The 12,831-nt window shown below is 64.9% G+C and carries 12 protein-coding genes; 4 read left to right on the top strand and 8 right to left on the bottom strand.

The window, feature by feature from the left end; genetic code table 11:
• The first annotated feature begins 85 nt into the window (after positions 1-85).
• Positions 86-334, top strand: a complete 249-nt coding sequence (locus B8784_RS06110; protein ID WP_084396714.1) for a hypothetical protein — start codon at positions 86-88, stop codon at positions 332-334.
• Here B8784_RS06110 and B8784_RS06115 read toward each other — a convergent pair whose 3' ends face one another.
• Entirely contained in the window at positions 335-1,108 is a 774-nt protein-coding gene (locus B8784_RS06115) for an SDR family oxidoreductase (RefSeq protein ID WP_084396715.1), read from the bottom strand. It lies immediately after the preceding gene.
• Positions 1,109-1,271: 163 nt separating this feature from the next.
• Between B8784_RS06115 and B8784_RS06120 the strand changes: the two genes are divergently transcribed.
• On the top strand, positions 1,272-2,945 hold the full coding sequence (locus tag B8784_RS06120) for an ATP-binding protein (protein WP_084396716.1): 1,674 nt from the start codon (positions 1,272-1,274) through the stop codon (positions 2,943-2,945).
• A gap of 9 nt (positions 2,946-2,954) precedes the next feature.
• Here B8784_RS06120 and B8784_RS06125 read toward each other — a convergent pair whose 3' ends face one another.
• The 5 genes from B8784_RS06125 to B8784_RS06145 all read right to left on the bottom strand — a co-directional run bounded on the left by B8784_RS06125 (position 2,955) and on the right by B8784_RS06145 (position 8,133).
• Positions 2,955-3,248, bottom strand: a complete 294-nt coding sequence (locus B8784_RS06125; RefSeq protein WP_084396717.1) for a 4a-hydroxytetrahydrobiopterin dehydratase — start codon at positions 3,246-3,248, stop codon at positions 2,955-2,957.
• A gap of 2 nt (positions 3,249-3,250) precedes the next feature.
• Entirely contained in the window at positions 3,251-3,862 is a 612-nt protein-coding gene (locus B8784_RS06130) for a hypothetical protein (RefSeq protein WP_084396718.1), read from the bottom strand.
• On the bottom strand, positions 3,844-4,497 hold the full coding sequence (locus tag B8784_RS06135) for an HAD-IA family hydrolase (RefSeq protein ID WP_084396719.1): 654 nt from the start codon (positions 4,495-4,497) through the stop codon (positions 3,844-3,846). The genes B8784_RS06130 and B8784_RS06135 overlap by 19 nt, the downstream gene beginning before the upstream one ends.
• A gap of 11 nt (positions 4,498-4,508) precedes the next feature.
• A complete protein-coding gene (gene bioB / locus B8784_RS06140; RefSeq protein ID WP_084396720.1) occupies positions 4,509-5,516 on the bottom strand; it encodes a biotin synthase BioB in 1,008 nt (335 codons plus the stop codon).
• 172 nt (positions 5,517-5,688) lie between these two features.
• Positions 5,689-8,133 carry a PAS domain-containing sensor histidine kinase gene (locus B8784_RS06145; protein ID WP_084396721.1) on the bottom strand — a complete coding sequence of 815 codons (2,445 nt, stop codon included), beginning with the start codon at positions 8,131-8,133 and terminating at the stop codon, positions 5,689-5,691.
• Between the two features lie 376 nt (positions 8,134-8,509).
• On the opposite strand from B8784_RS06145, the gene B8784_RS06150 reads away from it, so the two are divergent.
• Together B8784_RS06150 and B8784_RS06155 are read left to right on the top strand one after the other, a co-directional pair.
• Positions 8,510-10,885 carry a S8 family peptidase gene (locus B8784_RS06150; protein ID WP_084396722.1) on the top strand — a complete coding sequence of 792 codons (2,376 nt, stop codon included), beginning with the start codon at positions 8,510-8,512 and terminating at the stop codon, positions 10,883-10,885.
• A 10-nt stretch (positions 10,886-10,895) separates the two neighbouring features.
• Positions 10,896-11,285, top strand: coding sequence for a hypothetical protein (locus B8784_RS06155; RefSeq protein ID WP_084396723.1), 390 nt, complete (start codon positions 10,896-10,898; stop codon positions 11,283-11,285).
• A gap of 107 nt (positions 11,286-11,392) precedes the next feature.
• On the opposite strand, the gene B8784_RS06160 is transcribed toward B8784_RS06155, so the two are convergent.
• Together B8784_RS06160 and B8784_RS06165 are read right to left on the bottom strand one after the other, a co-directional pair.
• Complete coding sequence (locus B8784_RS06160) at positions 11,393-12,397, bottom strand: hypothetical protein (protein ID WP_143435327.1); 1,005 nt, start codon at positions 12,395-12,397, stop codon at positions 11,393-11,395.
• Between the two features lie 107 nt (positions 12,398-12,504).
• The gene (locus B8784_RS06165) at positions 12,505-12,771 is read right to left on the bottom strand and encodes a DksA/TraR family C4-type zinc finger protein (protein WP_084396725.1); all 267 of its coding nucleotides are present in this window, start codon (positions 12,769-12,771) and stop codon (positions 12,505-12,507) included.
• Between the last annotated feature and the right edge of the window lie 60 nt (positions 12,772-12,831).

The following is a 12,831-nucleotide window of genomic DNA, read 5'->3' on the forward strand; positions in this document are numbered from 1 at the left end:
TCGGAATCTTGGCCCTCAAGCGGGAACAAGGAGGCCGGCGAAACGGTTAATCCGGTATCTCTCTGGCAAGATCTGGAGCAAGGAAATGTCCAATCGCCTCGCAATTACCCTGTTAATTTACGGCATGGCCCAGGGCGTGCTGTTCGGTTTCGGCCTGCTCGCCGTGCTCGTGACACCGCTGGCAGCCCATGCCGCGATCGCCATCCCGGCCGTGGTCGTGCTCAGCGCCGCGCTGGCGGCCCCGCTTGCCTGGAAGGTCGCGCCGATCATGCGGGCGCGCCACCAGAAGCGGCTGGCGCGTCAGGACAAGCTGGGCGACGCCCTGCCGGCCTGATCACATCGCCGAAATGCCGCCATCGACCTTGAGCTCGATGCCAGTCACCAGCTTGCTTTCGTCGGAAGCGAGATAAAGCACGGCATAGGCGATATCGTCCGGGTCGCCGACACGCCCAAGCGGGATCTGCCGGCCGAGCTTGGCGAGCGCCTCTTCCTCCCCGAACATCTCTTTGGTGCTGTCGAGGATAGGCGTGTTGATGAAGACCGGATGGACCGAGTTGCAGCGGATCTGCCCACCCGTCTTCGCACAGTGCAGCGCGATGGATTTCGACATGTGGCGCACCGCCGCCTTGGCCGTGTTGTAGGCGATATAGTTCCCGCTCGCGATGATGCCGGCGATGGACGAAATGTTGACGATCGAGCCAAGTCCGTGGGCGCGCATCAGCGGAATGGCGTGCTGGCAGCCATGGAAGATGGAATCGACATCGACCGCCTGCACCTTCCGGAACATTTCATACGACTCGTTCTCGATGGTGCCGTGCGAGCCGATGCCGGCATTGTTGACCAGTATGTTCAGCCCGCCCATCGCATCATGGGCTTCCTGAAGCACGGCCTTCCAGCGGTCGGCATCGGTGACGTCATGCTGCCAGGCAAAGGCGGTGCCCTCTCCAAACTCCGAATTGATCGCGGCAGCGACCTTGCTGGCACCCTCGCCATTGATGTCGGTCACCGAGACTTTCGCGCCCTCGCGCGCCAGCATCCGGGCCGTCGCTTCGCCCAGCCCCTGCGCCCCGCCGGTAACCAGTGCCATCTTTCCTGAAACACGGCCCATGCCATCTCCTCCCTTGTCGTCTTTTTGTCCGTAAACGCTTCAGTTCCAGCTTCGCCGGGAAGCGTCAAGCCACATCGCACGGCAAGCCCGCCATCGCGCCCCGTGAAGGAAATCTAAACCATAGTGCGTTAAGCAAGCCGCGGAGAAAAATGAGGGAGGCTACGTGTCGGATCACAAGGACATTCCGCTGACACTGGACCAGATGCTGGACGCCCTGTCGCGCATCGATAACGGATTCGCGCTGCATGCGTCGGATTTCAGCCTCCTTTATGTCAACGAGACCGCGCGCGAGCATTTTCCGGAATTCTATGGCCGGCTTGAAAAGGGCGAAGAGCTCGAGAGCGCCATGCTCAACAGCATCCGCACCATTTCGGGCGATGTGACGGATTTCGATCTGGAAGCTTATTCCAACGCGCTTTGCGCCACGATCCGCCGGTTCAAGACGGTCGATGTCCGGACCCTGGGCGGCACGCACGTCAAGGCCACCTTCTCGCAGCTGCCGGACGGCACAGTGCTCTGCATCAGCTCCGACATCACCGACGCCCATGAGCGCGAGCGCGAACTGCGCCATGCCAAGCGCGAAGCTCTGGCGGCGAGCGAGGCGAAGTCGGAATTCCTCGCCTCGATGAGCCACGAAATCCGCACCCCGCTCAACGGCATTCTCGGCATGGCCCAGGCGCTTGGCCACCGCGACCTTCAGGCCGAAGAGCGCGAAATGGTCGATGCCATTCTCGACTGCTCGAAGTCGCTGATGACGCTGCTGAACGACATTCTCGACCTCTCCAAGATCGAGGCCGGCAAGCTGGAAATCGCGCCCATCGCGGATGATTTCCGCCATAAGCTGAAGCGCACCGAGCGTCTCTATCGCACAAAGGCCGAGGAAAAGGGCCTGAGCCTGCGGGTGATCGCCGACAAGAACATCCCCTCGGTGATGCACTTCGACCCGGTGCGCCTGCGCCAGTGTATCGACAATCTCATCTCGAATGCCCTGAAATTCACGACCGAGGGCGGCGTGATCGTCGCCGCGACTTCGGAAGAAGGCAGCACGCCCGACCGCATCCGGCTGAAGATCCATGTCTCCGATACCGGCATCGGCATGAGCGAGGACCAGGTGGAGAAGCTGTTCCAGAACTTCCACCAGGCCGACCACTCCACCTCGCGCAGCTATGGCGGCACAGGCCTTGGCCTTGCCATTACCCGCAAGCTCGCCCGCATGATGAATGGCGATGTGAATGTGGTCTCAAAACCCGGAAAGGGCTCGATCTTCACGCTGACGGTTGAAACCGGCCGCGTTCGCCCGGTCGAGGTCGACCCGGAGCCGGCCGAATTCGCGCCGAAGCTCGTCCAGATGGAACCGGAAAGCCGGGTCATCGGCCTGCGCGGCAAGACCGCCCTCGTCGTCGACGACAACCGCATCAATCGCCGCGTGGCGCGTCTTTTCGTGGAGCCGCTGGGCCTGCATGTGCTTGAAGCCAGTGGCGGCCTGCAAGCGCTCGACATGCTCGCCAAGCACGCCGTCGACATTGTCCTGCTCGACATTCACATGCCGGAAATGGACGGCCCGGAAACGCTGGAACATATCCGTGCCAGCGACGCGGCCTGGGCCGATGTGCCCGTCGTCGCGCTGACGGCAGACGCCATGGCCGGCGACCGCGAGCGGTATCTCGCCCTCGGCATGGCCGATTATGTCTCCAAGCCCATCGACGAGCGCCAGCTTCTCACCGTGCTCACACGCTGCCTGTCAGCCTCCTCGCAGGACAGGGCCGACCTCGCGCACGCGCAGGATGAAGAGACGCTGGAAGAAATCGACACCCTCCTGCAGCGGATGAGTGCCTGATCGCCAGCTCTAGCCGAGCTTGCCGGCCAGCGTGTCCATCTTCTTGGCCAGCGCGATATCCTTGTCGGTCACGCCGCCGGCATCATGGGTCGTCAGCGTCACGTCGACCGTGTTGTAGACGTTGAACCATTCGGGATGGTGATCGGCCTTCTCGGCCTGGGTCGCCATCGCGCTCATGAAGCCGAAGGCGGTGGAAAAATCGGCGAACTTGAATGTCTTGTTGATGGCCTGCTTGCCATCCTTCGACTTCGACCAGCCATCCAGCTTGCCAAGGGCGGTATCAAGGTCGAGCGTCTCGGCCATATCTATTCCTCATTTTCGCTTTCGTGCACATAGTAGAGCCACCGGCCGTCTTCGGCGATGGCGGTGCGAACGCCGGGATAACCGCTCCCGGCCCGTATCTCAGCAATGCCGCTGTCGCCGACGAGTTCCTCCAGCCGGGCCCGCTGCCTGAAATTCAGCCGCTCGGGCTGCAGCGCATCGCGGTCGAGCGCGGCGAGGTCCGGCCAGATATACCAGGTCTCACCGCCGACCTGCTTTGTGCCATAGGGCTGGTTCAGCAGATCATTCAGCCGCAGGACCGGGTCGAAACCGGTGCGGCGCAACAGGTCCCAATGGTCGCGGTGGGAGGCGCCGGCGAAGTTGGAGATGAACCCTTCCTGCTGGCCGGCAAAGCGCGCCAGCCGGTAGATCGAGTTCGAATTGATGATCGCTCTCAGCTGCTCGATCGTGTCGCGGGCGGCGTCCGTCAGCTCCGGCGTCTCGGTTTCGGCCTCGCCGGCCGGCTGCATATAGTCCGGCGCTTCCTCGACCTGCAGACGCACCGTGTCACGCGGGGCCTCGCGCTCACAGGCCGCCAACCCGCCAACCGCCAGGGCCGCCAGCGCGAAGGTGCGGATCACGCTGGAATGGCCCATCCCGTTGCCTCGGAGAGATCCTTGAGCAGCTGCTCTTCATTGAGCGCCTTGATGGTCGTCATCCCCATGGCACGGGCCGGCTTCAGATTGATGCCGAGATCGTCGAGATAGACGCAACGGTTCGGATCGACATCCAGCGCCTCGCACATCAGCGCATAGATGCGCGGATCGGGCTTGCGGATGCCCAGCTTGGAGCTTTCGATGACCTCGTCGAACAGCTCGAACACCTTTGCGGCTTCGGCGGCGCGGTCTTCATCCGGGGTCATCCCGGCGCCCTTGCCATACGGCGCATTGTTGGTGATGCAGCCGACCTTCGTCTGGGCCTTGCACACCCTCAGCGCATCGACCACGCGCGGACGGACCATGCCCGAGAGCAGGCCGAGAACGTCCTTGCCCGGCACTTCATGGCCGAGCGCCTTGCTCTCTTCGCGGAACAGCTCGTCAAACGTCTCGGCGCTGATCTTCGCCTGCTCGAACTTCGCCCAGGCATTGGTGTCGCCATTGCGGGCATTCACCCCACGGATGAAGTCCGCCGGCAGGCCCTTCTCGGCCTCATACCGGTTGAAGGCCTCGAAGGGCGAGGAGGTCAGCACACCGCCAAAGTCCCAGATGACGGCCTCGATTGTCGTGCTCATGGCGTGCCCTCTCAGGCCTGGCCGAGCAGGGTGTGACGGCGCACTTGCGGCGTCGCGGTCTCCTCGCGCGAGGCATGCTCGAAGCCGAGCGACTTGAGCAGCGCCTCGTCGCGGGTCTCACCCGGATTGTTCGTGGTCAGCAGCCGCTCGCCGACAAAGATGGAGTTCGCGCCGGCCAGCATGCACAGCGCCTGGCCTTCCTCGGTCATGCCTTCGCGGCCCGCCGACAGGCGCACCCAGCTTTTGGGGAAGACGATACGGCAGACGGCGATGGCGCGCGCCATCTCGATCACGCTGATTTCCGGGCTGTTGCCGAGCGGCGTGCCCTCGATCGGGACCAGCATGTTGATCGGAATGCTTTCCGGATGCGGATCGAGCTTGGAGAGCTCATGGATCAGGCCGACGCGGTCCTCGCGGCCTTCGCCCATGCCGAGGATGCCGCCGACGCAGAGATTGATGCCCGCTTCGCGGCAGTGCGCGATGGTTTCCAGCCGGTCCTCATAGGTCCGTGTGGAGACGACCGTGCTGTAATATTCGCGCGAGGTGTCGAGGTTGTGATTGTAATAGTCGAGGCCCGCTTCACGCAGCGCATGCGCCTGGTGCGGCTCCAGCATGCCGGCGGTGACGCAGGTTTCCAGGCCCTCGGCCTTCACCGCGGCGATCATGGCGGTGATCTTCGGCACATCGCGCTCTTTCAGGCTGCGCCAGGCCGCGCCCATGCAGAAGCGGTCGGCGCCACCGGCCTTGGCTTCGCGGGCGGCCGCGACGACGTCTTCCAGCGGCATCAGCTTCTCGGCCTTCACATCGGTGTCGAAGTGCGCCGACTGGCTGCAATAGCCGCAATTCTCCGCGCAGCCGCCGGTCTTGATGGAGAGGAGCTGGCTTTTCTGCACCTTGCCGTCGGCCCAGTTCTCGGCCTTCACGGCCAGTGCCTTGCCGATCAGCGTGTCCAGCGGCGCTTCGTAAAGCGCGGCAATGTCTTCACGCGTCCAGTCATGGCGGGGCTCTGTAAACGGCATGGTGTATCCTTCCTCTGTCCCTTCAAATACGGGGAAGGCCAGACGATGCACCACATCGCCCGGCCCCCTCAACATATGCCTTGAAGCGGGAAAGGCCGAAGCGTTCAAGCCCCGGCCTCGCTTTTTCCGCTTTCTCCCGCCGCGTCAGCCTGTGCCGGCGGGACTGTCCAAATCAGGCACTGGCCTCCATCGGCGCATTCTCCAGCGGGGTGCGCTTGTTGGTCACCGCCGTCACCGGCAGCCAGACGACGACTTCGGTGCCGCCGCCGGGGACCGACTTGATGCCGACATTGCCGCCATGCAGGTCGACGAAATTCTTCACCAGCGCCAGACCGAGCCCGGCCCCGCGCTGGTCGGACGAGGTAAAGCTGTCAAAGCTGGAGGCCTGCTGGTCGGCCTCGATGCCCTTGCCATTATCCTTGACCGACAGGATCGCCATGGTCTCGACGCGGCTCGCCGAAACGGTGATCTCGCCGCCCGGCTCGGTAAAGCGCATCGCATTGGAGAGCAGGTTGAACAGCACCTGCCGGATGCGACGCTTGTCGGCATGCACGGTGCCCAGCCCCTTCTCGATATCGGCATGCACGCTGATCTGGGTGTCGGTCGCCTTGCCGACGATGAGGTCGACGCTTTCCTGCACCACCTCGGCGAGCTTGAAGTCCTCAAGGTCGAGATCCATCCGGCCGGCCTCGATCAGGGCGAGGTCGAGGATGTTCTCGATCAGCTTGTTGAGATGGTCCGAGGCGGTGAGGATCGAGTTCACATTGTCGAGCTGGCGTTCATTCAGCTCGCCATTCCGGCCCGATTGCAGGAATTCGGCATAGCCGAGGATCGTCGTCAGCGGCGAACGCAGCTGGTAGCTGACATTACGCACGAATTCCGTCTTCAGCCGGTCGGCCGCCTCGAAGGCTTCGGCCCGGCCGCGCAGGGCGCCCTCGACCGCGCGCTGGGCGGTGACGTCGGCAAAGGCGATCAGCGTGTTCCCGTCCGGCAGCGGCTGGGTGACATAGGTGATCGTCGTGCCGTCGGAGCGCTTCATCTCACCCGTCGTCATCTGGCGCGCATTGGCCGACGGGTCGGTGATGTGGCCCTTGATCTGGCTCCAGGTCTCGCGGTCGTGGAAGAGCGGGATGCAGGCCTCGATGATCACGTCATAGTCCGGCGTGTTCTTCACCAGCTGCTCGTCCAGCCCCCAGAGCGTGGTGAACGCCTTGTTGGAAAGCTTCAGCCGGCCATCGGCCCCGAACACGGCGACCGCCTCGTGCAGGCTGTCCAGCGTCGAGGTCTGCGTCTTGATCATCGCATTGAACTTGGTCTGCAGATCGAGCTCGCCGGTAATGTCCTTGAACAGCAGCAGCAGCCCGCCCATCGGGTGACGCTGGCGGGTGACCTGCAGCGTGCGCCCGTCGGGCAGCGACCACTTGTCTTCCTCGATGCCGGAGATGTCGAGATAGTGCGACAGCTCATTGGCGCGCCATTCGGCATAGTCGGCCCGCGCCGGCAGGCGGCGGTGGCTGCGCAGCCGGTCGAGCAGTTCGCCATGGCTCGGACTGTCGAGCAGGAAGCCTTCGTCGAGCTCCCACATCGCGGCAAAGGCGCGGTTATAGAAGACGAGCTTGCGGTCCGGCCCGAAGATGGCGACGCCATCGGCGACGTGGTTCAGCGTCTCGTCATGCGCCTTGACGTGGCGGTTCAGTTCCTCGCGGGCGGCCTCTTCCTCGGTGACGTCGAAGGCCATGGCCCCGGCCCCGCCCGAGAGCGGGAAGGTCAGGATACGCATCGCGCGGCGCTCCTCGCCGACGACGATATGGCGCGTGGCGTCGATATCCTTGCCCTCGGAGATGGTGCGCCGCATCTGGTCGACGGCCTTGTCGTCGATCATGACCTGACGGTCGAGCGTGCGGTCGAGCGAGCCACCATCGACGGCCTCGATATAGGCGGCGTTTGCCCATTGCAGGCGCCCGACACCCGAGACGCGCCAGGCCGGGAACGGCGCCTTGCCGAGCATGTCGAGGAAGGCGGTCGGGTCGCGCGCAATAACCTGGCGGGCCTCTTCGAGCTTGCCGCGCGCGGAGCTTTCTTCCAGCCCCTTGATGGTGGAGTCGGTGATCCAGACGACGGCACGCGCCCCCGCGGTGCGGCCATCGGCTTCCAGGAAACGCCCGGACGGGCCGATCAGCGTCAGCGAGAAAGGCTGGCCGTTCTCGCGCAGCTCACGCAGGCGGATGCGCAGCGTCGTGTCCTGCCCGGCCCCGTCACGGGCCTCGAGATCGGCAAGTCCCTCGATGATGCGCATGGCCGGGTCGGCCGAGACCGCGTCATCGGTAAAGCGCAACAGGCCGGCCAGCGCGATGGGCGAGCCATGGATTTCCGGCGGTGAGATGGCGTCGCCCTCATCCTCCAGCGTATCGCCCTGCCAGACCAGGATGACGCCCGGATGGGCCCCGAGCACGGATTTCAGCTCGGCCAGATCGGTCTCGGCCTCGCCCGCGCGCTCGCGATAACGCTTGGCAGCGCCGCGCGCGCCTTCCGACGTCCGGAGCGCCCAGAGAATAAAGGCTAGCCCGAGTGCAAGCGCACCGGCCGCGATAATGATGGGGACCTGTTCAGCCGTCATATCATCCCTCCCGCGCGAATCACTTCGCACGTTGGCCAATCTACTAGTTAACGGAATGGGTGGTTCGCGTTAAGCCCGCGTTAACGGCGCAGTAACCCTCAGACGGCCCCGGACGCCGGATTCAATGTCCGTAAGGCCTGTCCAGACACCGAATCCGCGTCTTTTCCGCGAATCCTGCTGATCCGGCCATGACCATAGCGCGTATACTACCTGTCTTCACCGCCGGTGTGACTTGCCAAGGGATGCGACCTGACACAGCCTTGGTTGCGTAACATTTTCAGGCGCCTTGCCCTGCAAGAAGCTGTAAGACAGCTATGGCGTTCACAGTCAGACGCGCCCGGATGGGCGATCTGGTCAAAAGAAGAGATCCCACATCATGACCGTCAGTCGCCCCCGCCCCCTTTCGCACCTCCTCTTGAGCGCGTCGCTGGCCGTCCCCTTACTGCTCGGCGCGGCCGGCTGTGCCAGTGGTGGTGGCGGCGGCAGCAGTCACGCCCCGGTCAGTCCTCCGCCTCCTCCACCCCCTCCGCCACCGCCGCCGCCTCCCCCGCCCCCGGCGGGTGATCCGGAAGATTTCGAGACGCCGGAATACAATGCGAGTGAAGGCCTGCCCCTGATCGGCGCGTCCTCGGCCTATGCCGCCGGCGCGACAGGGGAAGGCATTACGGTCGCTGTGATCGATACCAATGTGATCGCCGACCATCCGGACCTCGACGGCCAGATCCTCTCGACCTCCCTCGACATCAATGCCGCCACCCGCGCGCCCGACGATATCGACCCCGACGGGCACGGCACGGAGGTCGCCGGCGTGGTGGCCGCGCTGAAGAACGACACCGGCGCGCACGGCATCGCCTTCGAGGCCGACATTCTCGCCATCCGCGCCGACCGGCCCGGCAGCTGCCAGGAAACCGGCGAGGATGAGGGCTGCAAGTTCCGCGATGCCGACACCGCAGCGGCCATCGACCGCGCCGTCAGTCTGGGCGCCCGGGTGATTAACCTCTCGCTCGGCGGCGAACCGGATACCGATCCGACGCTTGAAAACGCCGTGCGCCGGGCCGCCAGCGCGGGCGTGCTTGTCGTCGTCTCCGCCGGCAACGATGCCGCTCCGGCCGGTCCCGACGAGGACGACCCCAGCACGGTGCTTGAGGCCGAGGGCACCTCGCCCACCGAACCAGCCAATATCGCCGGTACCAGCGGAACGCTCGGCCGCGTCGTCGCCGTCGGCTCGATTGACCGCAATGGCGAGATTTCGGACTTCTCCAACCGCGCCGGCGACACGCAGAACTATTATATCCTCGCCCCCGGCGAACGGGTCGTCACGACCGGGCCGGACGACAATGTCGCCCTGCCCGACCGACCCGATTGCAGCGCCAATGTCACCTCCGGCTGCAATGATGCCGACGATGAGGGCGACTATTACTTTGTCAGCGGCACCTCCTTCGCCGCGCCCTACGTCTCCGGGGCGCTGGCGCTGATGCTGGACCTCTTCCCGAACATGGCACCCGAGGATGCGCTGGCCGCCCTGCTCGACAGCGCCGACGATTATGTCGACAGCGATCCCGACCCGATCCGCGAGGAGCCGGCCGGCACCGGCACCGATGCAGTGTCCGGCGTCGGCACGCTGAACCTGGCCGCCGCCTTCGCCCCGCAGGGCACCACCAGCTTCCAGATCGAGGGCGAGGCCGTGCCGACCGCGCTTTCCATGGCGCCCGCCTCCGGGGCATTCGGGGACTGGGCGAGCCAGCCGGGCGCGTTCGGGGAACTGGTCTTCACCGACAAGTATAACCGCGCCTACCGCTTCGATGCCGCCGCCCTGATGCCGCAGGGCTCGGCCCGCATTGCCGATTTCGATTATCGTGCCGATGCCGCCGCCGGCCAGAACCGCGCCTTCCGGCAGGGCCCTGTCACCTTCGCCTACTACCAGCCAGCCTTCCGCGACGATCCGGCCGTGCCCTATGACGAGGCTCCGCCGGCGCAATTTACAGCCGAGTACAGCTTCTCCGGCGGTTCGGTCGAGTTCGGCCGGGGCTATGGCGCGAAATCGCTCGCCCCGCAGGTCAGCCTGATCACCGAAGCCGGCGCGCGCACCGGCTTTTCCGATGGCGGCTGGGCCCGCTTCAGCCATGATGTCGGCGACATGTCATTCGAGGTTTTCTCCTCGGACGCTGAAGAGCTGTCGGTTTCCGGCGTCGGCCTGTCGCGCATCGAGGAACGCTGGGGCCTGCGCGGCCAGATCTCGACCATTCGCGACGAGCGCACGGCGCTGGGCGGCGTCATCCAGGGCCGCTTCGGCGGCGAGGACCGCTCCAAGCTGTCCGCCTATGCGCTGGAGGGCGCCTACCGCCCCTGGCGCAATCTGCGCCTGTCGGCCGGCATGGAAGCGGCTGCCGTCGACCTGCCGGGCGTCGACGCCGAGAATGTCTGGACGAGCCGCTGGTCGGTTGGCGCCGACACGATCACCGCCATCGGCACGCTGGGGCTTACCGTCGCCCAGCCGCGCCGGGCCGAGACCGGCACGCTCAACTTCCAGGGCGTCACGGGCCTCGACGAAAATTTCAGCTTCGTCTCCGAGATGATCAACGCCCCGCTGACGCCCAGCGGGCGCGAAATCAATTACGAGGCCAGCTGGGGCTTCGGCATGCCGGGCGGTTTCAATGCCGGCCTGACGGCGGCGCTGTCGACCCAGCCCAACCATGTCGAGAGCGCCGAGGCGGCGAGTGTCTACTGGTTCACCCTTGCGAAGACATGGTAGGAGACTGGATATGAAACTGACCTTTCCCCTTCTCGCCGCCGCCATGCTTGGCGCCTGCACCGCTCCGGGAGGCCCCATGGCCGAGACGCCCGCCACCCCGCTTTGCGAGTTCACCATCACCGACCAGTCGGCCTGGAAGGACATGATGCCCGGCCCCGACGGGCCGAGCGGCCAGGTTGTCGTGATGCTGGAAGTCAAGGCCGACGGCCTGTCGAGGCGCTTCGAGAGCCAGGGCGTGAGCGAGAACGGCACGCTGATGCTGGATGTGGTCGAGTGGGGCCCGGATGCTGGCCTGAACAAGATCGTCTATCGCAGCAAGGGCATCGACCCGGCCCGCGTCGAGATCCGCTGCGGCGGCGACGCCCTCACCACGATCGACGAGATCATGAAGGTCTATTAGGGCGCGGGCTGAAGCGTTCGTCCCGACCTTTGTTTCAAAACTGTCCCACGGCCTGTCCGCGGCAAGGCGCAAAAGATTCAGGCGATCCCCTTCAAGGATAAGCCGCCTCAGCTCTTGCCAAGCACCGCTTCTTCAGCGTCTTTCCGCGTGCCCCAGAGCGGGATCATGTTGGACTGATACAGGATGGACGTCACCGGCTGCGGCGCAAACGGCACCTCTGGCACAGGCCCCATCAGAACGGCATCGGCGCCGACTCCCTTCTTGCGGTAAAGCTGCACACCGGCCCGCGCGCCGACCAGACGCGGCAGGGTCTGGGTGTGGAACTTGCGGGTGTCGCGAATGTCCTGACGCCAGCGGTCGAGATAGGCGCGCTCGTCGAAATCGGGATTGAGCTTCTTCGCCCCGGCGACCCGTTCTGCGACCGGGATTTCCCGGCCCTTGGGGCTTTCATAGCACTTCGCATTCGGGCTGTTGCGCATGGAGATAAAGCCCACACGCTCCGGCTCCGGCGCATTGGCGACCATGGCGCCCTCATAGGAGATCACCGACACCCCATCGAGCATCACGCCGGGTGCCAGCTGCAGGTTCCAGAGTATCTCGTCATAGGAGGCGAGCACGAGATAGACCGGCTGGTCGGTATCGGTCACAACGACGTCGGCGCGGCGCATATTGCCGATCAGGCGGGCCTCGGCGAGCTTTTCCATTTCGTTGTGAACAGGCGAGCCTTTCGAGAACATCGGATCATTGCCCGGCAGGGTCGGCACGCGTTTGCGCGTGTCCATCCGGGCGCTGCCCGGCTGGCGCCAGACGACATGCAGCGGGACCTTTTGTCCGCCGCCATAGGTGTAGAGATAATAGACCTTCGCCGTCCCGCTCGCGCGCGGCAGGCGGCAATGGGTGGGCATCTCATAGGCCTCGAAGGCCGGCGCCGGGTCACTGGCGCGCCAGGTCTCCGCGCCCGTCATCACCTGACCGAAGCGGACATCGCCCTGATCCTCGCCCGCGACCATCGGCGTCTCCGGCGAAACCGGGCCCGCACCCGAGAGCGCCGCATCGCATCCGCCCAACGACACCGCCATCAGCGCCGCCGCGATCCATTGAGTTTTTGCCATGCCGGTTTCTCCCTCAACCGCCGGGAGCATAGGCAGAAAGGTCTTGAAGCGGCCCGAAAGCGCTCTGTGGAATTTTATGTAATTGGCGAACCCCGCGCGGGCAGACCCTATCTGAGCTGGCTGTCCTTCGAGCCGCGCCGGTTGATCCCGCCGCGCTGTGCGGCGTCGGCATCGCGCTCCTGCTGGCACTCGATGCAGAACTTCACACCCGGCACCAGCTCGCGGCGCTTTTCCGGGATCGGCTCGCCGCATTCCAGGCAGTGGGTCAGGCTTTCCCCACGCGGCTGCATGGCCTGAACGCGCTTCAGCTCGTCCTGGATGGAATCCTCGATCTGTTCATGCACCGCGCCATCGCGCGACCAGCCACCGGCCATGGGGCATCTCCCTGTTCGTTCGAGACCTCTCAGTTAGGAAGCCTTGAGACTGCTTGCCAG

Source organism: Henriciella aquimarina (assembly GCF_002088975.1).
Classification (GTDB): Bacteria; Pseudomonadota; Alphaproteobacteria; order Caulobacterales; family Hyphomonadaceae; genus Henriciella; species Henriciella aquimarina.

Coding starts and splice junctions, on each gene's coding strand:
- B8784_RS06160 (WP_143435327.1), bottom strand. CDS start 12,397: ATGGCAAAAACTCAATGGATCGCGGCGGCGCTGATGGCGGTGTCGTTG.
- B8784_RS06115 (WP_084396715.1), bottom strand. CDS start 1,108: ATGGGCCGTGTTTCAGGAAAGATGGCACTGGTTACCGGCGGGGCGCAG.
- B8784_RS06125 (WP_084396717.1), bottom strand. CDS start 3,248: ATGGCCGAGACGCTCGACCTTGATACCGCCCTTGGCAAGCTGGATGGC.
- B8784_RS06165 (WP_084396725.1), bottom strand. CDS start 12,771: ATGGCCGGTGGCTGGTCGCGCGATGGCGCGGTGCATGAACAGATCGAG.
- bioB (WP_084396720.1), bottom strand. CDS start 5,516: ATGCCGTTTACAGAGCCCCGCCATGACTGGACGCGTGAAGACATTGCC.
- B8784_RS06135 (WP_084396719.1), bottom strand. CDS start 4,497: ATGAGCACGACAATCGAGGCCGTCATCTGGGACTTTGGCGGTGTGCTG.
- B8784_RS06145 (WP_084396721.1), bottom strand. CDS start 8,133: ATGACGGCTGAACAGGTCCCCATCATTATCGCGGCCGGTGCGCTTGCA.
- B8784_RS06130 (WP_084396718.1), bottom strand. CDS start 3,862: ATGGGCCATTCCAGCGTGATCCGCACCTTCGCGCTGGCGGCCCTGGCG.
- B8784_RS06155 (WP_084396723.1), top strand. CDS start 10,896: ATGAAACTGACCTTTCCCCTTCTCGCCGCCGCCATGCTTGGCGCCTGC.
- B8784_RS06150 (WP_084396722.1), top strand. CDS start 8,510: ATGACCGTCAGTCGCCCCCGCCCCCTTTCGCACCTCCTCTTGAGCGCG.
- B8784_RS06110 (WP_084396714.1), top strand. CDS start 86: ATGTCCAATCGCCTCGCAATTACCCTGTTAATTTACGGCATGGCCCAG.